23 protein-coding genes are annotated in these 25,078 nt (G+C 72.4%); 8 read left to right on the forward strand and 15 right to left on the reverse strand.

The window, feature by feature from the left end:
* Positions 1-12: 12 nt before the first annotated feature.
* The 11 genes from AB0N73_RS11010 to AB0N73_RS11060 all read right to left on the reverse strand — a co-directional run bounded on the left by AB0N73_RS11010 (position 13) and on the right by AB0N73_RS11060 (position 12,992).
* The gene (locus AB0N73_RS11010) at positions 13-1,137 is read right to left on the reverse strand and encodes a low specificity L-threonine aldolase (RefSeq protein ID WP_363563341.1); all 1,125 of its coding nucleotides are present in this window, start codon (positions 1,135-1,137) and stop codon (positions 13-15) included.
* Positions 1,138-1,271: 134 nt separating this feature from the next.
* Positions 1,272-2,720 (reverse strand): DUF6421 family protein, encoded by a 1,449-nt coding sequence (locus AB0N73_RS11015; protein WP_363563343.1) that lies wholly within the window; start codon positions 2,718-2,720, stop codon positions 1,272-1,274.
* Between the two features lie 99 nt (positions 2,721-2,819).
* Positions 2,820-4,313, reverse strand: coding sequence for a CoA-acylating methylmalonate-semialdehyde dehydrogenase (locus AB0N73_RS11020; RefSeq protein WP_363563345.1), 1,494 nt, complete (start codon positions 4,311-4,313; stop codon positions 2,820-2,822).
* A gap of 48 nt (positions 4,314-4,361) precedes the next feature.
* Positions 4,362-5,663, reverse strand: coding sequence for an aspartate aminotransferase family protein (locus tag AB0N73_RS11025; RefSeq protein ID WP_363563347.1), 1,302 nt, complete (start codon positions 5,661-5,663; stop codon positions 4,362-4,364).
* Between the two features lie 77 nt (positions 5,664-5,740).
* Positions 5,741-6,913 (reverse strand): ABC transporter substrate-binding protein, encoded by a 1,173-nt coding sequence (locus AB0N73_RS11030; protein WP_363563349.1) that lies wholly within the window; start codon positions 6,911-6,913, stop codon positions 5,741-5,743.
* 60 nt (positions 6,914-6,973) lie between these two features.
* On the reverse strand, positions 6,974-7,756 hold the full coding sequence (locus AB0N73_RS11035; RefSeq protein WP_363563351.1) for an ABC transporter permease subunit: 783 nt from the start codon (positions 7,754-7,756) through the stop codon (positions 6,974-6,976).
* Complete coding sequence (locus tag AB0N73_RS11040; protein ID WP_363563353.1) at positions 7,753-8,553, reverse strand: ABC transporter ATP-binding protein; 801 nt, start codon at positions 8,551-8,553, stop codon at positions 7,753-7,755. The genes AB0N73_RS11035 and AB0N73_RS11040 overlap by 4 nt, the downstream gene beginning before the upstream one ends.
* Positions 8,550-9,446 (reverse strand): ABC transporter permease subunit, encoded by an 897-nt coding sequence (locus tag AB0N73_RS11045; RefSeq protein ID WP_363563355.1) that lies wholly within the window; start codon positions 9,444-9,446, stop codon positions 8,550-8,552. The genes AB0N73_RS11040 and AB0N73_RS11045 overlap by 4 nt, the downstream gene beginning before the upstream one ends.
* A gap of 113 nt (positions 9,447-9,559) precedes the next feature.
* Positions 9,560-10,576, reverse strand: coding sequence for a TIGR03842 family LLM class F420-dependent oxidoreductase (locus AB0N73_RS11050; protein ID WP_363563357.1), 1,017 nt, complete (start codon positions 10,574-10,576; stop codon positions 9,560-9,562).
* Positions 10,577-10,639: 63 nt separating this feature from the next.
* Positions 10,640-12,076, reverse strand: a complete 1,437-nt coding sequence (gene hydA / locus AB0N73_RS11055; protein ID WP_363563359.1) for a dihydropyrimidinase — start codon at positions 12,074-12,076, stop codon at positions 10,640-10,642.
* Between the two features lie 67 nt (positions 12,077-12,143).
* Positions 12,144-12,992 carry a nitrilase-related carbon-nitrogen hydrolase gene (locus tag AB0N73_RS11060; protein ID WP_363563361.1) on the reverse strand — a complete coding sequence of 283 codons (849 nt, stop codon included), beginning with the start codon at positions 12,990-12,992 and terminating at the stop codon, positions 12,144-12,146.
* A 178-nt stretch (positions 12,993-13,170) separates the two neighbouring features.
* On the opposite strand from AB0N73_RS11060, the gene AB0N73_RS11065 reads away from it, so the two are divergent.
* From AB0N73_RS11065 to AB0N73_RS11085, 5 genes are all read left to right on the forward strand, one after another.
* Positions 13,171-14,499, forward strand: a complete 1,329-nt coding sequence (locus AB0N73_RS11065; RefSeq protein WP_363563363.1) for an aminotransferase class I/II-fold pyridoxal phosphate-dependent enzyme — start codon at positions 13,171-13,173, stop codon at positions 14,497-14,499.
* Between the two features lie 85 nt (positions 14,500-14,584).
* The gene (locus AB0N73_RS11070; protein WP_363563365.1) at positions 14,585-15,739 is read left to right on the forward strand and encodes a histidine kinase; all 1,155 of its coding nucleotides are present in this window, start codon (positions 14,585-14,587) and stop codon (positions 15,737-15,739) included.
* On the forward strand, positions 15,736-16,380 hold the full coding sequence (locus tag AB0N73_RS11075) for a response regulator transcription factor (RefSeq protein ID WP_363563367.1): 645 nt from the start codon (positions 15,736-15,738) through the stop codon (positions 16,378-16,380). Before AB0N73_RS11070 ends, AB0N73_RS11075 begins: the two co-directional genes overlap by 4 nt.
* 92 nt (positions 16,381-16,472) lie before the next feature.
* A complete protein-coding gene (locus AB0N73_RS11080; protein WP_363563369.1) occupies positions 16,473-17,240 on the forward strand; it encodes an ABC transporter ATP-binding protein in 768 nt (255 codons plus the stop codon).
* Positions 17,241-17,305: 65 nt separating this feature from the next.
* The gene (locus AB0N73_RS11085; protein ID WP_363563463.1) at positions 17,306-18,694 is read left to right on the forward strand and encodes an FtsX-like permease family protein; all 1,389 of its coding nucleotides are present in this window, start codon (positions 17,306-17,308) and stop codon (positions 18,692-18,694) included.
* A gap of 13 nt (positions 18,695-18,707) precedes the next feature.
* Here AB0N73_RS11085 and AB0N73_RS11090 read toward each other — a convergent pair whose 3' ends face one another.
* Positions 18,708-19,190: a hypothetical protein gene (locus AB0N73_RS11090; protein ID WP_363563371.1), complete on the reverse strand. Its 483-nt coding sequence runs from the start codon at positions 19,188-19,190 to the stop codon at positions 18,708-18,710.
* Between the two features lie 789 nt (positions 19,191-19,979).
* Between AB0N73_RS11090 and AB0N73_RS11095 the strand changes: the two genes are divergently transcribed.
* Positions 19,980-20,591: a 2-phosphosulfolactate phosphatase gene (locus tag AB0N73_RS11095; protein ID WP_363563373.1), complete on the forward strand. Its 612-nt coding sequence runs from the start codon at positions 19,980-19,982 to the stop codon at positions 20,589-20,591.
* Positions 20,592-20,673: 82 nt separating this feature from the next.
* Here AB0N73_RS11095 and AB0N73_RS11100 read toward each other — a convergent pair whose 3' ends face one another.
* The 3 genes from AB0N73_RS11100 to AB0N73_RS11110 form a co-directional block, all read right to left on the reverse strand.
* On the reverse strand, positions 20,674-21,162 hold the full coding sequence (locus tag AB0N73_RS11100) for a SprT-like domain-containing protein (protein ID WP_363563375.1): 489 nt from the start codon (positions 21,160-21,162) through the stop codon (positions 20,674-20,676).
* 43 nt (positions 21,163-21,205) lie between these two features.
* Entirely contained in the window at positions 21,206-21,733 is a 528-nt protein-coding gene (locus tag AB0N73_RS11105) for a hypothetical protein (protein WP_363563377.1), read from the reverse strand.
* 88 nt (positions 21,734-21,821) lie between these two features.
* On the reverse strand, positions 21,822-22,688 hold the full coding sequence (locus AB0N73_RS11110; protein WP_363563379.1) for a fused MFS/spermidine synthase: 867 nt from the start codon (positions 22,686-22,688) through the stop codon (positions 21,822-21,824).
* Between the two features lie 42 nt (positions 22,689-22,730).
* Here AB0N73_RS11110 and AB0N73_RS11115 point away from each other — a divergent pair, with 42 nt between their 5' ends.
* Positions 22,731-23,486, forward strand: a complete 756-nt coding sequence (locus tag AB0N73_RS11115) for a 5-oxoprolinase subunit PxpA (protein ID WP_363563381.1) — start codon at positions 22,731-22,733, stop codon at positions 23,484-23,486.
* Positions 23,483-25,054, forward strand: a complete 1,572-nt coding sequence (locus AB0N73_RS11120) for a carboxyltransferase domain-containing protein (RefSeq protein WP_363563383.1) — start codon at positions 23,483-23,485, stop codon at positions 25,052-25,054. The genes AB0N73_RS11115 and AB0N73_RS11120 overlap by 4 nt, the downstream gene beginning before the upstream one ends.
* Positions 25,055-25,078: the final 24 nt, after the last annotated feature.

Here is a 25,078-nt window from a genome sequence, read left to right on the forward strand (position 1 = left end):
CGGCGGGGCGCGTCAGGCCGTCTCGCGCGCGACGGCGGCGATGAACGCGTCGATGTCGTGCTCGGTCGTGTCGAACGAGCACATCCAGCGCACCTCCCGGCGCGCCTCATCCTCCCCACGTCCACTCGAAGCAGCGCTGTCGCGCTCCTCCGAGCCTCCGGACGCGGGGCCCCAATCGTAGAAGCGGAAGCTCTCGCGCAGTCGGTCGGCGACGCCGGCGGGGAGCGTGGCGAACACGCCGTTGGACTGCGTGGGCTGTGTGAACGCGACCCCGCGGATCGTTCCGTCCGCGATCCCCGCCTCGATGCCGGCGCGCAGCCGTGCCGCCATCGCGTTGGCGTGGCGGGCGTTGCGCAGCCACAGGTCGCCCTCGTACAGCGCCACGAGCTGCGCCGAGACGAACCGCATCTTCGACGACAGCTGCATGTTGAGCTTGCGCAGGTAGGTGAGACCCGTGGATGCCGCCTCGTCGAGCACGACGATGGCCTCCGCGCCGAGGGCGCCGTTCTTCGTGCCGCCCAGGCTCAGCACGTCGACGCCGGCGTCGCGCGTGAAGGCCGAGAGCGGCAGATCGAGAGAGGCGGCAGCGTTCGAGATGCGCGCCCCGTCGAGGTGCAGCCGCATCCCGCGCTCGTGGGCGTGGTCGGCGAGGGCGCGGATCTCGCCCGGCGTGTAGAGCGTGCCGAGCTCGCTCGACTGGGTGATCGAGACCACGAGCGGCTGAGCGCGGTGCTCGTCGCCCCATCCCCAGGCCTCGCGGTCGACCAGCTCGGGGGTCAGCTTGCCGTCGTCGGTCGGGACGGTGAGCAGCTTCATCCCGCCCACCCGCTCGGGCGCGCCGCCCTCGTCGACGTTGATGTGCGCCGTCGACGCCGCGATCACCGCGCCCCAGCGCGGCAGCATCGACTGCAGGCCCGTGACGTTGGCGCCGGTGCCGTTGAAGACGGGGAACCCCGTGACGCCGTCGCCGAAGTGCGCCGTCAGCACCTGCTGCAACCGCGCGCTGTACTCGTCCGCTCCGTACGCGGTCTGGTGGCCGCCGTTGGCGTCCGCGATGGCGGCGAGCACCTCGGGGTGCACGCCGGAGTAGTTGTCGGAGGCAAAGCCGCGCACGGCCGGGTCGTGAAGGGTGCTCATGGTGTCTCCAGCCTAGAGGCGCGGCCCGCGGCATCCCCGGGTCGTCGCACGTCTCGTGCGCAGGAGGTGTCCGTCGTGCAGGACGATCGGGAGGGGATCGTCCTGCACGACGGAGATGTCCTGCAGAAAGGGCGTCAGTCGCCGGCGCGGATGCCGGAGGTCGACGCGATGACGGGTCGCATCTTCTTCTCGAGCGCCTCGAAGAACATCGACAGCGGGAACTCGTCGGCCAGCACGGCGTCGGTGAAGCCCGCGGGCGGCCCCGAGAGCACGTCGTCGCCGAGACCCCGCGCCCACTGCGAGGCGGGATGCGGGGTGACCACCGAACGCACGAGCTCGTACGCCGCCAGCCAGTGGGCGGTCTTCGGGCGGTCGATCGACTCCCAGTACAGCCCGTCGATCGCGTCGGCGAGAGCCACGACGGCGCCCGGCACATCCGCCCAGTCCACGGTCAGACGGGTGTCCGTCCAGTGCAGCACGCCCCGGCGGTGCAGCCACGCGAACAGCAGCTGACCGCCCAGTCCGTCATAGTTGCGCACCCGGGTGCCCGTGATCGAGAACCGGAAGATCCGGTCGAACAGCACCGCGTACTGCACGAGCGCCGCGTGCTCGCGCACCTCGGCATCGACGGCCGACAGCTCCTCGCCCGCCGCGACCCGCTCGTCGAGCCGCGCCTGCAGGCGCACGCACTCGCGGAACGCGGTGAGGTCGCACCGCAGCTCCTCGAGCGCGTAGAGGAAGTACGGCATCCGCTGCTTGATCATGAACGGATCGAACGGCAGGTCGCCGCGCATGTGCGTGCGGTCGTGGATGAGGTCCCACATCACGAACGTCTGCTCGGTGAGCTGCTGGTCGGTGAGCATGCGCGCGGCGGCCTCGGGCAGCTCGAGCTTGGTGATCTCGGAGGCGGCCGCCACCACCCGGCGGTACCGGGCGGCCTCGCGGTCCTGGAAGATCGCTCCCCACGTGAACGTCGGGATCTCGCGCATCGCCACGGTCTCGGGGAACAGCACCGCCGAGTTCGTGTCGTACCCGGGGGTGAAGTCCACGAGCCGCAGCGAGACGAACAGCCGGTTCGTGTACTCCGATTCGAGCTGCGCCACGAACTCGGGCCAGATGACCTCCACGAGCACGGCCTCCACGAACCGGTCGCGCGATCCGTTCTGGGTGTACATCGGGAAGACCACGAGATGACGGAGGCCGTCGACGCGGTGCTGCTGCGGCTGGAACGACACGAGCGAGTCGAAGAAGTCGGGCACGCCGAAGTCCTCCGCCGACCATCGCGCGAAGTCTCCGACCGACGCCTCGAGGTACTCGGCGTCGTGCGGGAAGAGGGGAGCGAGCTCGCGGATCGCGCCGACGATGCGCTCGACCTCCATCCGGGCCACCGGCCGGTCGTGCTCCTCGGGCACCGACCCGTCCGCGGCCTGGATCGCCTGCAGCGCGGTGGCCGCCTCCTTCAGCGTCAGCCAGGCCTCGCTGTTCTCGACGTCGGCCGCGAGGTCGCCGGCGTCCTCGACGACCTCGGGTTCGCCGATGATCGCCTTGAGATCACGGGAAGTGTGAACGGCGTCGATGGACATGGGAACCTCCGATCCGAGGAGTCGTGCCGAGCGGATGTCGGCGCTGACGGGTTCCCGACAGGGTATCCCGAGCCCCGGCGCGCGGCACGGCCCGCCGGGTCAGGCGTTCTGCGGGAAGCCGAGGTTGAGCCCGCCGTGCGAGGGGTCGAGCCATCGGCTCGTGACGGCCTTCTCGCGCGTGAAGAACGCGAAGCCCGCCGGACCGTACGCCTTCGCGTCGCCGAAGAGCGACGCCTTCCAGCCGCCGAACGAGTGGTAGGCCACCGGCACGGGGATGGGGACGTTGATCCCCACCATGCCCACCTCCACCTCGCGCTGGAAACGCCGGGCGGCACCGCCGTCGTTCGTGAAGATGGCGGTGCCGTTGCCGTACACGCTCGCGTTGATGATGCCCACGCCCTCTTCGTAGCCGGGGACGCGCACGACCGACAGCACCGGCCCGAAGATCTCGTCGCGGTACACGGCGGACTCCAGCGGGACGCGGTCGATCAGGGTCGGGCCGAGCCAGAAGCCGTCGGCCGCGCCATCCACCTCCACACCGCGCCCGTCGACCACGACGTCGGCGCCGTCGGATGCGGCGATGTCGAGGTAGCCGGCGACCTTGTCGCGGTGCTCGCGGGTGATGAGCGGGCCCATGTCGCATCCGCGGGTGCCGTCGCCGGTGCGCAGCGTCGCCATGCGCTCGGTGATCTTCGCCACCAGCTCGTCGGCGATCGACTCGACCGCCAGCACGACCGACACCGCCATGCAGCGCTCGCCGGCCGAGCCGAAGCCCGCGTTGACGGCGGCGTCGGCGGCGAGGTCGAGGTCGGCGTCCGGCAGCACCAGCATGTGGTTCTTCGCGCCGCCGAGCGCCTGCACGCGCTTCCCGGCGCCCGCCGCCGTCGTGTAGATGTACTGCGCGATCGGGGTCGATCCGACGAACGAGACGGAACGGATGTCGGGGTGCACGAGCAGGGCGTCGACGGCTTCCTTGTCGCCGTTGACCACCGTGAACACGCCGTCGGGCAGGCCCGCCTCGCGCAGCAGCTCCGCAAGCCAGATCGACGCCGTCGGGTCCTTCTCGCTCGGCTTCAGCACGACCGCGTTGCCGGCGGCGAGGGCGATCGGGAAGAACCACATCGGCACCATGGCCGGGAAGTTGAAGGGGCTGATGACCCCGACGACGCCCACGGGCTGGCGCAGCGTGTAGACGTCCACGTCGGTCGAGGCGTTCTCCGAGTACGTGCCCTTCAGCAGGTGTCCGACGCCGCAGGCGACGTCGACCACTTCGAGCCCGCGCGCGATCTCGCCGAGCGCGTCCGAGAGCACCTTGCCGTGCTCGGCGGTGAGGATGGCGGCGAGCTCCTCCTTACGGGCGTTGAGGAGCTCCCGGAAGGCGAACAGCACGGTCGTGCGCTTGGCGATCGACGCGTCGCGCCACGCCGGCCAGGCCGCCGCCGTGGCGGTGACGGCGGCATCCACATCCGCGGTGCTGGCCAGCCGCACCTGCTTCTGCACGGTGCCGAGCGCCGGGTTGTAGACCGGTGCCGTGCGGGTCGACGTGCCGTCCCAGGCAGCGCCGTGCACCCAGTGTCCGAGGGTCTCGCTCATGATGTCGTCCTTTCCTCCGGGGGCGGCGTCGCCCCCGGTCCGTGCGGGTCAGAGGGCGGCGAGGGCCGCGTCGTAGATGCCGATCGCCTCGGCGACGTCGTCGTCCGTGACGACGCAGGGCGGGACGACGTGGATGCGGTTGTCCTGCACGAAGGGCAGGAGCCCCCGGCCGATGAGGTCGTTCTTGAGCCTGCCCATGTCGGCGGACGGAAGGGGGTCGCGGGTCGTGCGGTCGGCGACGAGCTCGAGCGCCCAGAAGACGCCCTCGCCGCGCACCTCCCCGATGACGTCGTGGCGCTCGGCGAGAGACCGGAGGGCGGGGCCGAGCACGTCGGCGCCGATGCGCCGGGCGTTCTCGACGATGCCCTCGTCCGCCATCGCATCGAGCGTCGCGACGATGGATGCCGCCGCGAGCGGGTGCCCGGAGTAGGTGAGGCCGCCGGGGAACACCCGGTCGTCGAAGGTCGCGGCGATCGGGTCGGAGATCAGCACGCCGCCCACCGGCACGTACCCGGAGTTCACCCCCTTGGCGAACGTGATGAGGTCGGGCACGACGTCGTGGCCCTCGAACGCGAACCAGCGGCCGGTGCGCCCGAACCCCGCCATCACCTCGTCGAGGATGAGCAGGATGCCGTAGCGGTCGCAGATCTCGCGGACGCCGGCCAGGTATCCGGGGGGCGGGATGAGCACGCCGGCCGTGCCGGGGATCGATTCGAGCAGGACGGCGGCGATGCCGGTGGGCCCCTCGGCCTGGATGACGCGCTCGAGGTGGTGGAGGGCGCGAGCGGACTCCTCTTCCGGTGTGCTCGCCCAGAACTCGGAGCGGTACAGGTACGGCCCGAAGACGTGCACGTGCCCCCGCGCGTACTCGTTGGGGATGCGCCGCCAGTCGCCGGTGGCGACGATCGCGGCGCCGGTGTTGCCGTGGTACGAGCGGTAGCGCGAGATCACCTTGTCGCGGCCGGTGTGCAGCCGCGCCATGCGGATGGCGTTCTCGATCGCGTCGGCGCCGCCGTTGGTGAAGAAGACCTTCGAGAACCCTTCGGGGGCGCGGGCGACGATGCGCTCGGCGGCCTCGCCGCGGGCGAGGTTCGCGGTGGCCGGGCCGATCGTGGTCAGCTGCGCGGTCTGCGCCTGGATCGCGGCGACGACCGCGGGATGCTGGTGCCCGATGTTGACGTTGACGAGCTGGCTCGAGAAGTCGAGGTAGCGGGTGCCCGCCGAGTCCCACACCCGCGTTCCCTCGCCGCCGGCGATGACGAGCGGGTCGAGGGCGGCTTGGGCCGACCAGGAATGGAAGACGTGCGCGCGGTCGAGCTCGTAGGCGCGACGGTCGAGATCGTGACTCATGGGTGTCTCGCTTCCTCGGGAGTGTCCGACGGGTGCCCGGGGCGGCCGTGGGATGCGGCCGCCCCGGACGGGTGTCTCTACTGTCCGCCCTCGGTGAGGACGACGTCCAGCGGTGTGTAGGTTCCTTCGACGCTCACGCCTTCGGCCTCGAGCTCCTGCAGCGCCTGCTGGATGTAGGTGTTGTCGTAGGCGCTGTCGGCCGGCTCGGCGGTGATGAGGTTGAGGCCGTCCTGGTTGGTCGCGGCGAGCGCGCCGGCCACGGTCTGGGCCCACGCATCCTCGTTCACGACGCCGAACGGGTCGTCGGTCCAGATGAGCTTGTTGACCTCGTTCATCTGCCACAGCTGGTGCGTCGGGCCGACGGGGAAGGCCGCCTCGGCGTTGATCGCCGCGTCGTAGGTGATCTGCGCCGCTTCCTCGGGGTTGTCCCGGGCGAAGATCCATCCCTTGGTCACGGCCTTCAAGAAGCGCACGGCGGCATCCGCGTACGCCGGGTCGTCGGCGAGTCGCGCCGTGTCGGCCCAGATCGCGTCCTGCAGCATGGCCCCCGCGGTGTCCTCGTACGAGATCACGTCGAAGTCCTCCGGCTGGTACAGCTCACCGGTCTCGGGGTTGACGACCTCGAGCACCTGCGCCCACTCGTTGTAGGTCATCGCCTGGGCGGCGTCGACGTCGCCGTCGAGCAGCGCGTTCATGCTGAAGTCCTGCGTCGTGATCGAGACGCCGGTGGAGTCCAGTCCCTCGTCGGCCATCGCGGCGAAGATCTCCCACTCGTTGCCGAAGCCCCACGAGCCGATCCGCTTGCCTTCGAAGTCGGCGACGGAGTCGATGCCGCTGTCGGCCCACGAGACCTGCAGCGTGCCCGACTTCTGGAACACCTGGGCGATGTCGGTGAGCTCGGCGCCGGTGGCCTCGAGCGTGCCGAGCACCTTGGGGACCCACGCGACGGCGAAGTCGACGTCGCCGGCGACGAGGGCGTCCTGCGGCACGATGTCGCCGCCCGAGGGGACGATCTCGACGTCGTCGAACCCTTCCTCCTCGAAGTAGCCCTGGTCGAGGGCGACGTAGTAACCGGCGAACTGCGCCTGCGGCAGCCACTGCAGCTGCAGCGAGATCGAGGTCAGGGGCTCGAACTCGCCGTCGGGGTCGGTCGCGGGGTCGGTACCGCCGCCGGCGCAGGCGGCCAGCGCCAGCGAGGCGATGCCGACGGTGGAGACGGCCACGAGGGTGCGTCGAATGCTGTGTCTCATGCTGTTCCTTTCGGGTTCGGTGGTGCCTGGTGGTGCGGTGGTGCGGTGGGACGCCGCCGGTCAGACCGGGGCCCGCCTCGTGGCGAGCCGCTCCAGGAGCGAGGTCACGAGGAAGAAGAGGAGGCCGATGAGGATGCCGCCCACCACGAACGCCCAGGCCAGGGCGGCGCGGCCGGATTTGGCGTAGGTCGCGATGGCGGTGCCGATGCCGTCGGCGGGACCGCCGAAGTACTCGGCCACCAGGGCCGAGATGACGGCGAGCGACGCGGCGATCCTGATGCCGGAGAGCAGGTACGGCAGGGCGGTCGGGAAGGTGAGGAGGCGGAAGGTCTGCCCGCGGGTCGCGGCGGAGGCGCGCAGGACGTCGCGGTGCACCGGCCGGGTCTGGCGGAGTCCGCGCAGCGTGTTGACGAACACCGGCACGAAGACCGCGATCGCCGCCACCGCCTGCCGCCCGAACTGGCTCGACGCCCCGAACATCGTGTTGAGGATGGGGGTGAGGGCCACGATCGGGACGACGGCGAGCGCCGCCACCAGCGGCGCCAGCATCCCGTCGAGCGGGCGGGCGGATGCGGCGAGCCCGGCCAGGAGCACGGCGATGACGGTGCCCGCCACGAGCCCGACGAGCGCGTTGGTGGCGGTGATCATCATGTGCGGCGCGATGATCGGCCAGCGCAGCACGAACTCCGCGGCGATCGCGAACGGGCTCGGGAGCATGCGGGGCGCGGCCTCGAACACGTCGACGACGAGCACCCACAGCAGCAGCCCGATCAGCGCGACGACCAGCGGTGCCACGATGCGCAGCCAGCCCGGCAGGGGGCGCGGCGCGCCGACGGTGCTCATCGCTCGTTCGCCCGTTCGACGGGGGCTCCGTGGAGCGCCTCGCGCACCGCGGTGACGCGGGCGAAGTAGTCGGGAGATTCCCGCAGCCGCTCGTCGCGGAGCGGCCCGAACCCCGTCGTGACGATGTCGGTGATGCGCCCGGGACGCGGACTCATGACCACCACTCGGTCCGAGAGGAAGACCGCCTCCGGGATGGAGTGCGTGACGAAGACCACGGCAGCTCCCGTCTCGGCGGCGATCCGGGTGAGCTCGCCCTGCAGGTACTCGCGGGTCATCTCGTCGAGGGCTCCGAACGGCTCGTCCATGAGCAGCAGTCGGGGGCGCGAGGCCAGCGCGCGGGCGATGGCGACGCGCTGCTGCATCCCGCCCGAGAGCTGGTCGGGGTAGCGGTCCACGAACTCGGTGAGTCCCACGAGCGCGGCGAGCTCGGCCACGCGCGCGGCGCGCTCCGCCTTGCCGACGCCGTGCACCTCGAGGGGCAGGGCGATGTTCGCGCCGACCGTCCTCCAGGGCAGGAGCCCCGCCTGCTGGAACGCCATGCCGTAGTCCTGCGCGCGGCGGGCGTCGGCCGCCGGGCGACCGAAGATCTCGAGGGTGCCCGAGCTGGCGCCGTCGAGGTCGGCGATCAGCCGCAGCAGGGTCGACTTGCCGCATCCCGAGGGGCCGATGAGCGAGACGAACTCGCCGGCCGCGACCTCGAGGTCTACGCCGGTGAGGGCGATCACGTCGTCGGTGCGCGTGGCGAACACCTTGCCGACGCCGCTCGCGCGGACGGCGGGGGCCGTGGCCTCTGTCATGTCGTCTCCTCGCCTCGGCGATAGTTCTTGAGTCCCCGGCCCATCAGCGCCACGGTGCCCGCGGCGACCAGCCCCAGCGCGATCGTGCCGAAGGTGGGTCCCCAGGGCGCTGCCGGGTCGGATGAGGCCTGACCCGCCAGCTGGATGAGCATGCGGCCGATGCCGCCCCGCATCCCGATCGACACCTCGGCGACCACGGCGCCCACGACCGCGGCGGCGGCCGCCAGCCGGAGCGCGGGCAGGAGGTGGGGGACCGCGGCGGGCAGCCGCAGACGGCGGAGCGTCGTGCCGTAGCCCGCGGCGTAGGTGCGCATGAGGTCGAGGTGGATGCGGTCGGGGGCTTCGAGGCCGCGCAGCATCCCCACCGCGACCGGGAAGAACGCGAGATACGACGCGATGACGGCCACCGACAGCCATTGCGGCCACGGGATGCCCTCGCGGTCGAGCTGTCCGCCGAGCGCGTTGATCACCGGGGCGAAGGCGATGAGAGGGACGGTCTGGCTGACGACGATCCAGGGCAGCAGGCCCCACTCGACCAGTCGCCAGCGCTGCATGGCGAGCCCGAGGAGTCCGCCGACCAGCACGCCCATGATCCAACCGGCCGCGGCGATGCCGAGGGTCAGCAGCCCCGCGGTGGCCACCGACATCCACAGGGGTGGGGTGTCGCCGCCGCTCGTCGAGGCGAACAGCCGCGCGACCATCTCCCAGACGTGCGGCATGGCGCGGTCGTGCGTGCGCGGCAGGATCATGACGCCCGATCCGGCGCTGCCGTCCGACCCGAGGGTCACCCCGTCGGCGGGCCCGAGGAACTTGTACAGCTCCCACAGCACCACCACCGCCGCGACCCCCGCCACGCCCCACAGCACGCCCGCCCCGCCCCGCCGCCCCCGCATCCCCGACCCGCGAGACAGCGCTTTCGCGCCGAGACCGTGGGTTGAACCCGCTGTTTCGGCGCGAAAGTGCTGTCTCGCGGGTGCGGGGGTGGGAGTGGGGGGAGGAGACGAAGTCATCGCGTGGCCGTGATGTGCTCGGAGAGCGCGGGGATGACGGTCTCGCCGTACACCCGCATCGTCTCCTCCTTGTTGTCGTGCTGGAGGTAGCCGGCGAACTGGGTGACGCCGATCTCGCGCAGCTTCTCGAGCTTCGCGATGTGCTCCTCGGCGGTGCCGAGCAGGCAGAAGCGGTCGACGATCTCGTCCGGCACGAAGTCGACGTGGTCGTTGCCGGACTTGCCGTGCGAGTTGTAGTCGTACCCGGTGCGCCCGGCGATGTAGTCGGTCAGCGCCTCGGGAACCTCGCCGTGCGTGCCGTACTTCGCGACGATGTCGGCCACGTGGTTGCCGACCATCCCGCCGAACCAGCGGCACTGGTCGCGCATGTGCTCGCGGTCCTCGCCGATGTACATGGGCGCTGCCACGCAGAACGCGATCGATTCCGGGTCGCGCCCCGCCGCGGCCGCCGCGTCCTTGACGACCTTGATCATCCACGCCGCGATGTCGAGGTCGGCGAGCTGCAGGATGAAGCCGTCGCCCACCTCGCCGGTGAGCTTCAGCGCGAGCGGGCCGTACGCGGCCACCCACACGTCGAGCTCGGATCCCCGGCTCCACGGGAACTGCAGCGTCGCACCGTTGTACTCCACGGCGCGCGAGTTGCCGAGCTCGCGGATCACGTGCACCGACTCGCGCAGGTCGGCCAGCGACACCGGCTTGCCGCCCGTCACGCGCACCGCGGAATCGCCGCGGCCGATGCCGCAGATCGTGCGGTTGCCGTACATCTCGTTGAGGGTCGCGAACACCGACGCCGTCACGGTCCAGTCGCGCGTGGCCGGGTTGGTCACGAACGGCCCCACGACGATGCGCTTGGTGGCGTTCAGGATGGCGGAGTGCACCACATACGGCTCCTGCCAGAGCAGGTGCGAGTCGAAGGTCCAGACGTGGCTGAAGCCGTGCGCCTCGGCGAGCTGGGCGAGCTGCACGGTCCGCGCCGCGGGAGGGTTCGTCTGCAGGACGACGCCGAAATCCATGTCATGCCTTCCGGTCGTGAGGGGTGGCCGTGCGGCCGGGGCGGGATGGGGCGGGTCGGGGCATCAGATGAGGTACTGGCTGAGGCCGCGGCGCACGAAGCGTCCGTCGCCCTTCGTGCCCAGGTACCGGCCGTCGTCGACGACGACCTTGCCGCGGGCGATGACGGTGTCGACGTGCCCGTCGATCTCGAACCCCTCCCACGCGGAGTGGTCCATGTTCATGTGGTGCGTCTTCTCGTAACCGATCGAGGTGTGCCCGTTCGGGTCGTAGATGACGACGTCGCCGTCGGCACCGGGCGCGATGACGCCCTTCTTGCCGTACATGCCGAACATGCGCGCCGGCGTCGTGCTGGTCAGCTCCACCCAGCGCTCGAGGGTGATCTCGCCCGTCACGACCCCCTGGTACATGAGGTCCATCCGGTGCTCCACCGACCCGATGCCGTTGGGGATGGCGCGGAAGTCGTCGCGCCCGAGCTCCTTCTGGTCCTTCATGCAGAACGGGCAGTGATCGGTCGAGACCATCTGCAGGTCGTTGGTGCGCAGCGCCTGCCACATGTGGTCCTGGTGACCTTCCGCGCGAGAGCGCAGCGGTGTCGAACACACCCACTTCGCGCCCTCGAACGCCCCCCACTGGTCACTGGATGCCCCGAGCTGCTCCTCGAGCGAGAGGTAGAGGTACTGCGGGCACGTCTCGCCGAAGACGTTCTGCCCCTTGTCGCGCGCCCACGCCAGCTGCTCCACGGCCTGCTTCGCGCTCACGTGCACGACGTAGAGCGGCGCGCCGGTGATGTTGGCGAGCATGATCGCGCGGTGCGTCGCCTCCTCTTCGGCCTGCCACGCGCGGGCGATGCCGTGGAAGTAGGGGTCGGTCTTGCCGCTGGCGACCAGCTGCTCGGCCAGCACGTCGATGACGGGGCCGTTCTCGGCGTGCATCATCGTCAGCAGCCCGGTCTCGGCCGACACCTGCATGGCTTTGAGCACCTGGGCGTCGTCCGAGTAGAAGACCCCCGGGTAGGCCATGAACATCTTGAAGCTCGTGATGCCCTCGTCGATCAGCCCGGGCAGCGCGGCGAGCGAGTCCTGGTCGACGCCGCCCACGATCTGGTGGAAGCCGTAGTCGATCGCGCAGTTGCCGGCGGCGAGTTCATGCCAGCGGGCGAGGCCGTCCTGCACGCGCTCGCCGTAGCGCTGCACGGCGAAGTCGATGATCGTCGTCGTGCCGCCCCAGGCCGCCGCGCGCGTGCCGGTCTCGAAGGTGTCCGACGCGCTCGTGCCGCCGAACGGCAGCTGCATGTGGGTGTGCGCGTCGATGCCGCCCGGGATGACGTACTTGCCGGTCGCATCGATCACGGTGTCGACCGCTGCGGCCAGGTCGACGCCGAGCAGCTCGGATCCGGGGTGCAGCACCGCGACGATGGTCTCGCCGTCGATCAGGACGTCGGCCGGCCCGCGGCCGGTCGCCGAGACGACGGTGCCGCCGGTGATGAGTGTCGTTGCCATGTCGTGTTCCTCTCGAACGCGGACGGTCGTGCGCCCGCGGCGCACGCCGCGGACACCGGCGGGACGGTTACGGGGCGGTGATCTCCCCGTAGGTGTCGGGACGGCGGTCGCGGAAGAACTGCCAGTCGTCGCGCATCTGCTGCACGAGGTCCATGTCGAGGTCGCGGATGAGCAGCTCCTCGTGCTCGCCCGATCCGAGGTCGCCGACGTAGTTGCCGCGCGGGTCGACGATCTGGCTGCGGCCGTAGAAGGTGACCGCCTCGTCGCCGTACTCGTTGTCCTCGCGTCCCACTCGGTTCGGGGCGAGCACGAAGTACCCGTTCGCGACGGCGGCGGCGGGCTGCTCGACCTCCCACAGGCGGTTCGAGAGCCCGGGCTTGGTGGCGTTCGGGTTGAACGCCAGGTGCGCGCCGTTCAGGCCGAGCTCGCGCCATGCCTCGGGGAAGTGCCGGTCGTAGCAGATGATGACGCCGACCTTGCCGACCGCCGTGTCGAAGACGGGGTAGCCCAGGTTGCCCGGGCGGAAGTAGAACTTCTCCCAGAACTTCTCGACGTGCGGGATGTGGTTCTTGCGGTAGACGCCCGCGATCGAGCCGTCCGCATCCACCACGACCGCGGTGTTGTAGTAGACGCCGGTCTGCTGCTCCTCGTAGATCGGCAGCACCATGACGATCGAGAGCTCCTTCGCGAGCGCCGCGAAGCGCTGCACGATGGGGCCGTCGACCGGCTCGGCGTAGCGGTAGTACTTCTGGTCCTGGGTGATGCCGAAATAGGGCCCGTAGAAGAGCTCCTGGAAACACACCACCTGCGCGCCCTGCGCTGCCGCATCCCGGGCGAAGCCCTCGTGTTTGTCGAGCATGGACGCCTTGTCGCCCGTCCATGTCGTCTGGGTGATCGCTGCACGTACCGTCGTCATCATTGCCTCCCGGTGGTCGGAACCGTACCGTTCAGGTCCCCCCGCCGCTACGGGATGCGAGGGGTTCGGGGTGGGTCGTTCCCGTTCTGTTATCTTTCTCGCTGAACATTTCTCTTCGGTTTCGGCCTGTGACGTGATGGTTAATGTCCGGTCGCCTCGCTCTCTCGGAAGGATGCCGGTGCCGCTGCCCGCCGCGTTCCCCGACCGCTCGCCGCAGGGCATCGCGGGCGTCATCGCACGACTCGTGACCGAGGGCGTGCTCGCCCCCGGCGACCGCCTGCCGACCGTGCGCGAGATCGCCGCGGAGCTGGCCGTGAGCCCGGCGACCGTCAGCGCCGCATGGCAGGCGCTCGCGCGGGCCGGCGTCCTCGAATCGCGCGGACGGGCGGGGAGCTTCGTGCGCGCGCCGCGGCGGGAGTGGCTGACGCCGCGTGTGCAGGGGCTGTCGGGGGCGAGCGCCGCGGGCCTCGACCTGGCGTCCGGCACGCCGGACCCGGCGCTGCTGCCAGCGCTCGGCTCGGCCTTCGACCACGTGGCGCTGCGGGCGGATGCCGGCCGGTACCACGATCTCCCCGTGCTGCCGCAGCTCGCCGAGGTGCTGCGCGACAGCTGGCCGACCCGCGTCGAGACCCTCACCGTCGTCGACGGTGCGCTGGACGGCATCTCGCGGGTGCTCGAGCAGATCGTGCGGCTCGGCGACCGCGTCGCCGTCGAGTCGCCGGGGTTCCCGTACTTCTTCGACCTGCTCGATGCGCTGGGGGCCGAGGCGGTGCCCCTCGACCTCGATGACGAGGGGGTCGTGCCCGCCTCGCTCACCCGCGCGCTGGCGCGCCACCCCGTCGCCGTCATCCTGCAGCCGCGGGCGCAGAACCCGACGGGCGCGTCGATGACGACGGTGCGCGCGCGCCAGCTGGCCGGCGCGGTGCGGTCGGCGCGCGACGGCGAACGGGTCGTGATCATCGAAGACGATCACTCCGGGCTCATCGCGATGGCGCCCGACGCGACCCTCGCCCGGTGGCTCCCGGCGCAGGTCGTGCACGTGCGGAGCTTCTCGAAGTCCCACGGGCCGGACCTCCGGATCGCGGCCATCGGCGGCCCCGCCCGGGTGCTCGACCGGGTGATCGCGCGGCGCATGCTGGGACCCGGATGGACCTCGCGGCTCCTGCAGGGCGTCATGCTCGACATGCTCACGCGGCCCGCCGCGATCGACGCGGTCAGCGCCGCCCGCCGCGCCTACCGCGACCGGCAGGAGGCCCTCGTCGGGGCCCTGCGTCAACACGGCATCGTGCTCCCGCCGCCCGACGGCATCAACCTCTGGCTGCCGGTCGCCGACGAGCGTGCGGCGCTCGTGCACCTCGCCGCCGCGCGGATCTCGGTGGCGGCGGGCGCGCCCTTCATGGTCGGCGAACACCGTGCGCCGCACATCCGCGTGACCGCCGGTCTCGTGGCCGAGGACGCCGCCGGTGTCGCCGCGGAGCTGGCCGCCGCATCCCGCGCGCGCCGCTGACGCCGCATCCGCGGTCGGGCCGACGACGCCGGATACATCTCGAGACGGATGTGGCCGGCCCGGCGGTGCGCGTAGCGTGGCAGGGATGTTCCGCCCGCTGAAGCCGTACCAGATCGCGATCGACGCCCTGATCGCCGTCGTGTTCCTCGGCACGTTCGGGGTCTTCTTCACGATGGCCGCCGCGGCCGGCGGGGCCGAGGTGCTCGTGGCGCTCGGGATGTCGGCGGCCGTCGCCGTCCGCCGATGGTCCCCCGGTCTGTCGCTCGGGATCGCGTGGGTCACGGCGCTCGCGCAGATGCTCGCCGGCATGCCGCCCGTGCCGAGCGACGTCGCGGTCTTCGCGGTCCTGTACGTCACCGCGGCCTACGGCGGCCGGATCGTCTTCTGGTCGGGGCTCGTCTCGGCCTTCGTCGGCGCGATCGCTATCGCGGTGTACCTCGTCTTCGTCACGTCGCTGCTCAGCGGCGGCACCGCCGACATCCGCAGCCTGCCGTTGGCGGTGTTCGTGCTGGTCGCCGCCGTCTTCGCCCTCGGACTGGCGTGGACGGCCGGGGCGCTGGTGCGCACGGCGGTGCGGGCGCGCGAGAACCGCATCGCTCGCGACGCGGCCCAGGCCGACGCGATCGCCGAGCAGGAGCGGGTGCGGATCGCCCGCGACATGCACGACGTCGTCGCCCATTCGCTGGCCGTCGTGGTCGCGCAGGCGGACGGCGCGCGGTACGCGGCGGCGGCGGATCCGCAGATCGCGACGGACGCCCTCGCGACGATCAGCACGACGGCCCGTGCCGCGCTGACCGACGTGCGGCTCCTGCTCACCCAGCTGCGCCACAGCCAGGGCGACGGTCCGCAGCCCTCGCTCACCGACCTCGACGCGCTCTTCCGGCAGGTGCAGTCGGCGGGGGTCGACCTCCGGGTCGCCATCTCCCCGGTGCCGCCGGCCGCGGTGCCGGCCTCGGTGCAGCTCGCGGTCTACCGCATCCTGCAGGAGGCGCTCACGAACGCGCTGCGCCACGGGGGAGCGGGCCCGGTGGAAGTGTGGGTGTCGTGGTACCCCGATCGGGTGCGCCTGGCGGTGCGCAACGTCGTCGCCGCCGAGGCGCCCGCGCCCCCTCCCTCCCGCGGCCACGGGATCGTGGGTATGCAGGAGCGCGCCCAGCTCGTGGGCGGCGGGCTGCGCGCCGGCGCCGCCGACGGGGCCTTCACCGTCGACGCCGAGCTTCCGATCGGAGTGATCGTATGAGTGGGCCGATCCGCGTCGTGCTGGTCGATGACCAGGGACTGTTCCGCGCCGGCATCCGTATGCTGCTCGGTTCCCAGTCCGACATGGAGGTCGTGGGCGAGGCGGCGGATGGGCGGGAGGCCCTCGACGTCGTCCGGCGGGAGCGCCCCGATGTCGTCCTTATGGACATCCGCATGCCGGTCATGGACGGGCTCGCCGCCACCGCCGAGCTGCTGCAGGACGAGGCGCCGCCGCGCATCGTGATGCTGACGACGTTCGATCTGGACGAGGCCGCCGCGCGCGCGATCCGCCAGGGCGCCAGCGGGTTTCTGCTGAAGGACGCCGAGCCGGAGTTCCTGCTCGCCGCCGTCCGCACCGTGCACGCCGGATCGGCGGTCATCGCGGCCTCGGCCACGCGCGAGCTCTTCAGCCGGTTCACCGCGCCCGTCGTGCCCGTCCCCGCGGCGTTCGCGGAGCTGACCGACCGTGAACGCGAGATCTTCGCGCTCGCCGCCCGTGGGCTCTCGAACGCCGAGATCGCGACGCACGAGTTCCTCTCCGAGGCCACCGTGAAGACGCACATCAGCCGCATCCTCGCCAAGCTCGCGCTGCGTGACCGCGTGCAGCTGGTCGTGTTCGCGTTCGAGCACGACCTGACCTGACCTGACCGCGGATCGCACGTCATCCGAGCGACGGATGCGGACGCGACCAGCGACCGATGTGTCGGGATGGCGCCCGTTCGTACGGTCGGATCATGCACATCTCCTCGAGCGATCTGGGCCTCGCCGCCCGCGTCCAACGACTCACGAAGACCTTCGGAACCGGCGCCGGCGCCGTGCGCGCGCTCGACGACGTCGGCGTCGGCATCCGGCGCGGCGAGTTCACCGCGATCATGGGGCCGTCGGGGTCGGGAAAATCCACCCTCATGCACATCATGGCCGGGCTCGATGCGCCCACCAGCGGGACCGCATGGATCGGCGACACCGATATCACCGGCCTCAGCGACGACGAGCTGACGGTGCTGCGCCGGCGCCGCGTGGGCTTCGTGTTCCAGGCGTTCAACCTGGTGCCCACCCTCGACGTGCTCGGCAACATCACGCTGCCCTTCGACCTGGACGGCCGCCGACCGAGCGCCCTCGAACGCGCGCGCATCGACATGCTCGTCGAGACGCTCGGGCTGACCGGCCGCGTGCGTCACCGGCCCCACGAGCTGAGCGGCGGGCAGCAGCAGCGCGTCGCGATCGCCCGTGCGCTGAGCACGGCGCCCGATCTGCTGTTCGCCGACGAGCCCACCGGCAACCTCGACTCCCGCACCGGACGCGACGTGCTGGCGCTCCTGCGCGCCGCCAGCCGCGAGCACGGGCAGTCGATCGCGATGGTGACCCACGATCCGCTCGCCGCGGCCCACGCCGACCGGGTGATCTATCTGGGCGACGGGCGCGTGATCGCCGATCACCGCGGCCAGAGCGCCGAGCAGATCGCGGCGTTCATGCTCGCCGCCGAGCAGGGAGCCGCCGCGTGAGCGCCGCGACCGCTGTGGCTCCGCCGGCGCCGCGCGCCGCGCTCGGGTGGCTGCGCGAGCGCGGGATGGGGGCCAGCGTCCTCGTCTCCGCCATCTCGGCCGCCTTCGGGGTGCTGCTCATCTCGGCGACCGGCTACATCGCGGCGCTGCTGCGCGCCGACCCGTACATCGGCGACAGCGACACGCTCGCGCTCGTGCTGATGATCCTGACGACGCTGCTCGTCGGGGTCAGCGTCTACGTGGCCGGCATCGTGACCGCCAACACGTTCTCGACCGTCGTCGCCGGCCGCACGCGGCAGATCGCGCTGCTGCGGCTCATCGGGGCATCGGCGCGGGCGCAACGGGCGGCGATCGCGCGTCAGGGCCTCATCGTCGGCGCGATCGGCGCGGCGATCGGGCTGCTCGCGGGCACGGCGGCCGCGGCGGCCGGCGTGGCGCTCGCGGGGCGTCTTCTCGCGCTCGACCACCTCGAGTTCGCGGTGGTCACGCCGACGCTCCTCATCCCCGCGGCGATCGTGGCCGCCACGACGTGGCTCTCGGCGTGGCTCGGCGCGCGCCGTGTGCTCACCGTGACCCCGCTCGAGGCCATCGGCGGATCCGTCGAGGCCCCCTACGAGCGCGCGGCCCGGCGCACCGGGCGCAATGCGACCGCCATCAGCCTCCTGGCGATCGGCGCGCTCTTCCTGGCCGGCGGCATCCTGGTCGGTTTCGTGACACCGCTCGGGGTCGTCGTCGCGTTCGTGGGCGGCATCCTCTCGTTCACGGGGCTCGCGCTGGGGGCGACGCTCGTGATGCCGCCCGTCCTGCGCCTGGTCGGCCGGCTCTTCGGCACCTCGGCCACCGCGCGCCTGGCCGCCGAGAACGCCCTGCGCTACCCGGAGCGCTCCAGCCGGATGGCGATCGGCGTCGTCATGGGAGTGACCCTCGTGACGATGTTCGCCGTCGCGCTCGAGTCCACGAAGGCGGTGTTGACGGCTGCCGGGGGCGGATCGCTGCCCACCGAGATGGCGACGCTCCTCGACGCGTTCGCGGGCATCATGATGGGCCTCGTCGCCGTGTCCGCCGTCATCGCCGCCGTGGGGCTGGTCAATCTGCTCACACTCGGGATCGTGCAGCGTCGCCGCGAGCTCGGGCTGCTGCGCACCCTCGGGGTGTCGAACCGCCAGGTGCGGGGCATGGTCCTCCGCGAGGCCGCCCACATCACGATCGCGGCCACCGTGACCGGCATCGTGCTGGGCGTCTTCTACGGCTGGGCCGGTGCGCAGTCGCTGCTCGCCACCGTGCCCGTCGACCTGACGCTGCCGCGCGCGGTGACGTTCGTCCCACCGGCGTTGCCGGTGTGGCCGATGGTGGCCGTCGTCGGGGCGACGGCCCTGCTGACACTCATCGCCGCCGTCGTGCCGACCCGCCTGGCCACCCGCGTCGCACCGATCGCCGCGCTCGCCGACGCCTGACGCCCGGTCCGCATCACTCCGGGTCGTGCGACCAGGTCGGTGCGAGGGCGCGGATGCGGGCGCCCCGCCACTGCCAGGTGGCCCAGAGCAGGGGCCACAGGGCCGGGGCGGCGCGCCCGCCGATGACCAGGCGGTCGCGCCAGAGCGTGCGCCCGTCCGGCGTGGGGCTGATCGCCATCTGGTGGTCCCACACGTCGAGCGCGGCCAGCGGACCGGTCAACGGCATCCCACTGTCGCGGAAGATGCGCACCTCGCCGGCCGGCTCCGACACCGTGCGGTCGGTCGCGGCGATCAGCTGCGTCCCCACCGGGATCAGCCCGCCGGCGAACAGTCCCACCGCGACCTCGTCGCCGCTCTCCCAGGTCGGAGGGAGCGCCGTGAGCGGCTGCATGTCGAGGAACGGGCCGTAGATCTCGGCCACGGCGCGGGGCGAGTGCAGGGCCCGCCACGCCGCATCCGGATCGCAGTCGATGACGAACTTGAGGAGGATGCGCATGCGCCCAGTGTCGCACCGCGACCACCCCCCACCCAGCGGCTTGCCATCCCCTTCCTGTTCCCCATCCCCTTCCTGTTCCCCATCCCCTTCCTGTTCCCCGTCCCCTTCCCCGTCCCCTTCCCCGTCCCCATCCCCATCCCCGTCCGTCTCCCCATCCCCTTCCCCGTCCCCGTCCCCTTCCCCATCCCCATCCCCATCCCCATCCCCATCCCCATCCCCGTCCGCGTCCGCCTTGTCAGGTCGGTGTCGCCTCCCCGCGCAATCGGAGGGAGGAGATCGGGCGAGCGGAGGAGCCGCATCGGGTTTCAGGTCCTCCGCTCGCTCGATCTCCTCCGCTCGATGGCGGCAGAGCACGGAAGCCTCGCTCCCGGCTCCGAGTCCCGCCGCTCTCGCCCCCTCGGTTCATCAGCGCCGGGCTGTCCGAAACCGCCCCATGCGGAATCGGGGGGAGGGGATCGAGCGAGCGGAGGATCGGAACAGGGCAATCGGTCCTCCCTTGCGCAGATCTCCTCCGCTCAGCGGCGCCAACCGGGGGCGGATGCGTGTGCCGCCCCATCCGCCCCGCGTGCCGCCCCATCCATGCCTGTCTGCAGCCCCCTCCGCCCCTCCTGCGAATCGGAGGGAGGGGATCGAGCGAGCGGAGGATCGGAACGGGGCAATCGGTCCTCCCTTGCGCAGATCTCCTCCGCTCAGCAGCCGCGGCGGGGCAGCAGCGTCGGCACCGACCCGGGGCCGTCGCGGGGCGTCACGTGGGCGGTCGCCGCGGGCGACCCGTTCTACGCTGGATGGATGAGCTCCCCGCACGACCAGTCGCGCTACCAGATCCGGTTCGAGTGGGGGGCTGCGGGTCTCGCGCGGCTCGCGCCCTCCGACGTCGTCGTGGTGGTCGACGTGCTGTCGTACTCGACCGAGACGGCGGACGCGCTCGTCACCGCCGACCGGGTGGATGCGGCCGGATCCGCCCCCGCCGCGGTCCTGGCCCGTGCCGCGCACGACACCGGCTCGACGGTTCTCCTCGGCGGGCTGCGCAACGCCGGTGCCGTCGCGCGCGCCGTGCTGGCCGAGCAGCAGCGCCGCGCCGCCCGCACCTCGATCGCCGTCATCGCCGTCGGCGACGTCGACGACGCGGGCAGTCGTTTCGCGGTCGAGGACCAGCTGGGCGCGGGTGCGATCATCGACGCGCTGGGGACACTGGGCCTGGATCACACCTCGCCCGAGGCCGCCGCGTCGTGCGAGGCCTTCCGTGGCCTGGGCGGCGCCGTCCGCCACCTGCTCACCGCCAGCGGGTCGGGGCAGGCGCTGCTCGACGCCGGCGCCCGCGAGGCGGTCGTCGCCGCGGCTCTGCTCGATCAGGTCGACACGGCGCCCGTGCTGCGCGACGGCGCCTTCGTCGCGTCCTGACGCCTGACGCCTGCGGTCTGAGCCCTGACGCCTGAGATCTGACGCCTGACGCCTGATCCGCCGAGTCCGAGCGCCTCGCGCCTCAGCGCGGGGTGGATGCGGCGAGCCGCTCGGCGCGCGAGATCTCGCGCCGCGTCCACGTGAACACGTGACGGGCGTCGAACCGCGGCGCGCACTTCGCGCACGATGTGGCCCGCGTCGCGCGGCGGTGCCGGTAGGCCACGTGTCCTGCCGGGCACACGCCCACCCAGGGGGCGAGCTCCACGGCCGTCTCGCCGTGATGCGTCGTGCCGCCGACGTAGCCGAGCTCGCGGGCGGTGCGCTGCCAGCGGACGCCGTGGCCCGCGGCGGAGCCGGCGAGGGCGTGCGCGACCTCGTGGAGGAGTGTCTGGTGGTTGGTGTCGTCGTCGTAGCGGGCGGCGAGGTAGCGCGACAGGCTGATGCGCTGGCGGCCGAAGTCGCACAGGCCCGCCCGGCGTTTGGCGTTGTCGAAGGCGAACGTCCACGAGTCGTCGAGGTGGAGTGCGATGAGGGCATCAGCCCAGGTGCGCACGCGCTGCAGTTCGGACATGCGACGACGATAGAACGTATCTACGACACTCGGATGCGCGGCGTCAGCTCGCCACGCTGGCGGCGATCCGGCGACGGTCGACGGCGTCGATCGCGAGCAGCGTGGTCTCGAGCTGCTCCTCGGGGGCTCCGGCCTGCTGACGCAGGAACAGCGTGCGCTTGAAGTCCTCGCGCGACGCCTCCAGATCCTCGGCGTCGAGGTGCACCTTGCCCCGGTGCTGGTAGGCGAAGGCGGCGATGCTGGCCCAGCCCTGGCCCTCCGCCTCTTCGGCGCAGGCGGTGAGCTCCTGTTCGGCGGCGCCCAGCTGCCCGCGTTCCTGCTGCACCGTGGCGTGCAGGATGCGGGCGCGCAGCAGGTCCTTGCGCGTGCCGGCCATGCGGGCGGTGCGCACGGTCTGCTCGGCGACCGTGAGGGCGTCATCGAGCTGATCGGTGACCTTCAACAGCCACACCCGCTCCATGAGAGCGGGCAGGCTCCGCTGCGATCCGATCTCATCGAGTCGGTCGATGCACTCGCGAGGGTCGACGATCTCGCGCAGCGTGTCCGGGTGGTGTCCCCTGATGTAGCTCACGTGTCTCCCTCCAAGCACGGCCTCATCCAGTGTGCGTGGTCGTCGGCGAGCAGGGCGTGTGCCACGCCGCCGCCCGTCGACCGCGCGGTCAGAGCTCGAAGACCGAGGCCGCCGGCTTGGGGGAGGGCGTCGCGTCCGCATCGGTCGCGGGCGTCGCGCCGCGCACGAACTCGTCGAGCTCCGCGCCGTGCGCGACCTTGGCCGGATGCGGCCCCGCGGCCATGAGCCGAGGCAGCCATTCGGTGGGGAGCGGGGCGGCGGAGGCGGCGATCACGAGGTTGCCGAAACGCCGGCCCTTGAGGGTCTGCACCTCGGCGAGCAGGGCGATCTCGGGGAGCACGGCCCGCACGGTCGCCACCTGGCGCCGGGCGAAGGCCAGTCCCGCGCCGTCGGCCACGTTCACGAGCAGCACGCCGTCGGGGGCGAGCAGCGCCGCCGCTGCCCGGTAGAACTCGACCGTCGTGAGGTGCGCGGGCGTCTGCGCCCCGGCGTACACATCTGACACCAGCAGGTCGACGTTGCCCGTGAGGGCAGCGGGGAGGCGACCGAGCCCCGCGCGCGCGTCGCCGATGCGCACCCGGATCTGCGCCCCGCGCGGCAGCGGCAGGTTCTCGCGCACGAGGTCGACCAGCGCCTGCTCGAGCTCCACCACCTGCTGGCGCGACCCGGGGCGCGTGTGGGCGATGTAGCGGGGGATCGTGAGGGCGCCGCCGCCCAGGTGCACCGCGGTCAGCGGCTGCCCCGGCATCTTGAGCCGGTCGATGACGGCCCCCATCCGCGCCACGTACTCGAAGTGCAGGTGGGTCGGATCGTCCAGGTCGACGTGCGACTGCGGGGTGCCGGCGACATCCAGCTCGAACCCGCCGGCGAAGCGCGAGGGCACGATGCTCGCGAGCGAGCCGTCGCTCAGGCGCGCCTCGGGCCGGGGGACCTCTTCGAGCCGCATCCGTGCCATGCGTCCACGCTACCGGCCGCGCGCTCGCGCTAGCGTGGCCGCATGAGGGCGATCGACCTGAACGCGGATCTGGGCGAGACGGTCGACGGTCGCCCCACCGCGGACGACGAGGCGATGTTCGCCGTCATCTCCAGCGCCAGCATCGCCTGCGGCGGACACGCTGGCGACGCGGCGTCCATGCGCGAGGCGGTCGCCCGGGCCGAGCGCCACGGGGTGGCCGTGGGCGCGCATCCGTCCTACCCCGACCGCGCCGGCTTCGGCCGAGTGGCCCAGTCCCTCGACGACGCCGCGCTCCGCGCCGAGCTCGCGGGTCAGCTGCAGGCGCTGGATGCGGCCGGCGCCGACATCCGCTACCTCAAACCGCACGGTGCGCTCTACCACGCGGCCGGGGCCGACCCGGTCGTCGCGCGCGCGGTCGCCGACGTGGTCGCCGCGCACGCGCGTGCCCGGGGGCGCGCGATCCCGGTGCTCGGGCTCGGCGACGCGTTGCGCGACGCGGCGCATGCGGCCGGTGTGCCGTTCGTGCGCGAGGCGTTCCTCGACCGCGGCTACCGCGCGGACGGCACCCTGGTGCCGCGAGGGGAGCCGGGAGCGTTGCGCACCGATCCGGATGAGGTCGCCGCCCGCGCGGTGCGGCTGGTGCGCGAGGGGCGGGTCGACACGGTCGACGGCGGCGAGGTCGCGGTCCACGCGGCATCGCTGTGCCTCCACGGCGACACCCCGGCCGCCGTCGCGATGGCCCGCGCCGTCCGCCGCGCTCTCGATGCGGCGGGTGTCGCGGTCAGGGCGTCCTGGTGAGGATCCTCCCCTTCGGAGGCGACGCCGTGCTCGTCGAGACGGCGTCGCTCGCGGCATCGGTGGCGCTCCACCGCCGGCTCGTGGATGCGGCGCCGCCGGGTCTCATCGACGTCGTGCCGGCGGCGCGCAGCGTGCTGCTCGTGCTCGACCCGGCGGTGCTGTCGCCGGCCGCCGCGCGGGCATGGGTCGAGGCGCAGGCCGCCGCACCCGCGCGCACTCCGGCCCCGGGCGAGCTCGTGGAGGTCCCGATCGTCTACGACGGCGAGGACCTCGGCGACACGGCGCGCCTGCTCGGACTCTCCGAGGACGCACTCGTCGCGCGCCACCTGGGCGCCGAGTGGACCGTCGCCTTCACCGGCTTCGCTCCGGGGTTCGGCTACCTGACCAGCGCGGAATGGGACCTCGACGTGCCGCGCCGTGCGTCACCGCGCAGTCGCGTCCCGGCCGGCGCGGTGGGGCTGGCGGGCGGGTTCAGCGGGGCCTATCCCCGTCCGACCCCCGGCGGGTGGCAGCTCATCGGACGCACCCCGGCCGTGTTGTTCGACCCGCACGCGTCGACCCCCGCTCTGCTGCGCCCCGGCATGCGCGTGCGGTTCGTCCACGACGAGGCGACCGCTCGCCGCTCCGCCGCGACGGGTGCGCCGGGAGTCGCGGCCGACGCCGTCGAGCGGGAGGCCGCCGTGCCTTCCGCGGCGATGGACGAGCGCGCGGCGCTGCGCGTCGTCGCGCCGGGGGCGCGGTCCACCCTGCAGGACGCGGGCCGGCCCGCGCGCGCGTCGGAGGGGATCGCGGTGTCGGGCGCGGCGGATGCGGAGGCGCTCCGACGGGCCAATCGTCTGGTCGGCAACAGTCCCGCGGCGGCGGGCGTCGAGGTGCTTCTCGGCGGCTTCCGCGCGGTGGCCGAGACCGATCTCTGGATCGCGCTGACGGGAGCGTCGGGGCGGGGCCTGATCGACGACCGTCCGGTGCCGTGGAACGAGGCCGTGCCGTGGCCCGCCGGCGCCGAGCTCGCCCTCCCGCCGTTCGCTCACGGTGCCCGGGCGTACCTCGGCGTCCGCGGGGGAGCGGGCGGACCCCTGATCGCCGGGTCGCGGGCCACCGACACCCTCGCGGGGATCGGCGGTGCCGACCTCGCCGCGGGCGACGTGATCGCGCTCGCCGACGACATCGACGGCGAGATCCCGGCGCTCGACATCCGGCCGTGGACGCTGCCGGATGACGGCGAGCTGATCCTGGACCTCGAGCCCGGTCCGCGGGCCGATTGGTTCGCGCCCGAGGCGCTCGCCCTGCTCCGCTCCGCCACGTGGACCGTGTCGGACGCGGCCGACCGCGTCGGTGTGCGACTGGACGGTCCCGAGCTGGTCCGCACCCGCGCCGGTGAGCTGGTCAGCGAGGGGATGCGCCCGGGCGCGCTGCAGGTGCCTCCTGCGGGCCGTCCCGTCGTGCTGGGCGTCGACGGTCCCGTCACCGGGGGCTACCCCGTGATCGCGGTGGCCACCCGGGCCTCTCTCGACGCGCTCGCGCAGGCCCGTCCGGGCGTGCGGATACGGTTCCGCACCGCGCGCTGACGCGCGCTGGGCAGAACTACGTGC

The sequence above is a fragment of the Microbacterium sp. NPDC089189 genome (genome assembly GCF_040685095.1).
GTDB lineage: Bacteria > Actinomycetota > Actinomycetes > Actinomycetales > Microbacteriaceae > Microbacterium.

What these genes read in the sequence shown, in the direction of transcription:
- AB0N73_RS11060 (WP_363563361.1), bottom strand. Translation starts at nt 12,992, where the DNA reads ATGACGACGGTACGTGCAGCGATCACCCAGACGACATGGACGGGCGAC.
- AB0N73_RS11010 (WP_363563341.1), bottom strand. Translation starts at nt 1,137, where the DNA reads ATGAGCACCCTTCACGACCCGGCCGTGCGCGGCTTTGCCTCCGACAAC.
- AB0N73_RS11035 (WP_363563351.1), bottom strand. Translation starts at nt 7,756, where the DNA reads ATGAGCACCGTCGGCGCGCCGCGCCCCCTGCCGGGCTGGCTGCGCATC.
- AB0N73_RS11040 (WP_363563353.1), bottom strand. Translation starts at nt 8,553, where the DNA reads ATGACAGAGGCCACGGCCCCCGCCGTCCGCGCGAGCGGCGTCGGCAAG.
- AB0N73_RS11090 (WP_363563371.1), bottom strand. Translation starts at nt 19,190, where the DNA reads ATGCGCATCCTCCTCAAGTTCGTCATCGACTGCGATCCGGATGCGGCG.
- AB0N73_RS11080 (WP_363563369.1), top strand. Translation starts at nt 16,473, where the DNA reads ATGCACATCTCCTCGAGCGATCTGGGCCTCGCCGCCCGCGTCCAACGA.
- AB0N73_RS11045 (WP_363563355.1), bottom strand. Translation starts at nt 9,446, where the DNA reads ATGCGGGGGCGGCGGGGCGGGGCGGGCGTGCTGTGGGGCGTGGCGGGG.
- AB0N73_RS11110 (WP_363563379.1), bottom strand. Translation starts at nt 22,688, where the DNA reads ATGGCACGGATGCGGCTCGAAGAGGTCCCCCGGCCCGAGGCGCGCCTG.
- AB0N73_RS11070 (WP_363563365.1), top strand. Translation starts at nt 14,585, where the DNA reads ATGTTCCGCCCGCTGAAGCCGTACCAGATCGCGATCGACGCCCTGATC.
- AB0N73_RS11050 (WP_363563357.1), bottom strand. Translation starts at nt 10,576, where the DNA reads ATGGATTTCGGCGTCGTCCTGCAGACGAACCCTCCCGCGGCGCGGACC.
- AB0N73_RS11115 (WP_363563381.1), top strand. Translation starts at nt 22,731, where the DNA reads ATGAGGGCGATCGACCTGAACGCGGATCTGGGCGAGACGGTCGACGGT.
- AB0N73_RS11015 (WP_363563343.1), bottom strand. Translation starts at nt 2,720, where the DNA reads ATGTCCATCGACGCCGTTCACACTTCCCGTGATCTCAAGGCGATCATC.
- AB0N73_RS11075 (WP_363563367.1), top strand. Translation starts at nt 15,736, where the DNA reads ATGAGTGGGCCGATCCGCGTCGTGCTGGTCGATGACCAGGGACTGTTC.
- AB0N73_RS11020 (WP_363563345.1), bottom strand. Translation starts at nt 4,313, where the DNA reads ATGAGCGAGACCCTCGGACACTGGGTGCACGGCGCTGCCTGGGACGGC.
- AB0N73_RS11095 (WP_363563373.1), top strand. Translation starts at nt 19,980, where the DNA reads ATGAGCTCCCCGCACGACCAGTCGCGCTACCAGATCCGGTTCGAGTGG.
- AB0N73_RS11025 (WP_363563347.1), bottom strand. Translation starts at nt 5,663, where the DNA reads ATGAGTCACGATCTCGACCGTCGCGCCTACGAGCTCGACCGCGCGCAC.
- hydA (WP_363563359.1), bottom strand. Translation starts at nt 12,076, where the DNA reads ATGGCAACGACACTCATCACCGGCGGCACCGTCGTCTCGGCGACCGGC.
- AB0N73_RS11030 (WP_363563349.1), bottom strand. Translation starts at nt 6,913, where the DNA reads ATGAGACACAGCATTCGACGCACCCTCGTGGCCGTCTCCACCGTCGGC.
- AB0N73_RS11085 (WP_363563463.1), top strand. Translation starts at nt 17,306, where the DNA reads ATGGGGGCCAGCGTCCTCGTCTCCGCCATCTCGGCCGCCTTCGGGGTG.
- AB0N73_RS11100 (WP_363563375.1), bottom strand. Translation starts at nt 21,162, where the DNA reads ATGTCCGAACTGCAGCGCGTGCGCACCTGGGCTGATGCCCTCATCGCA.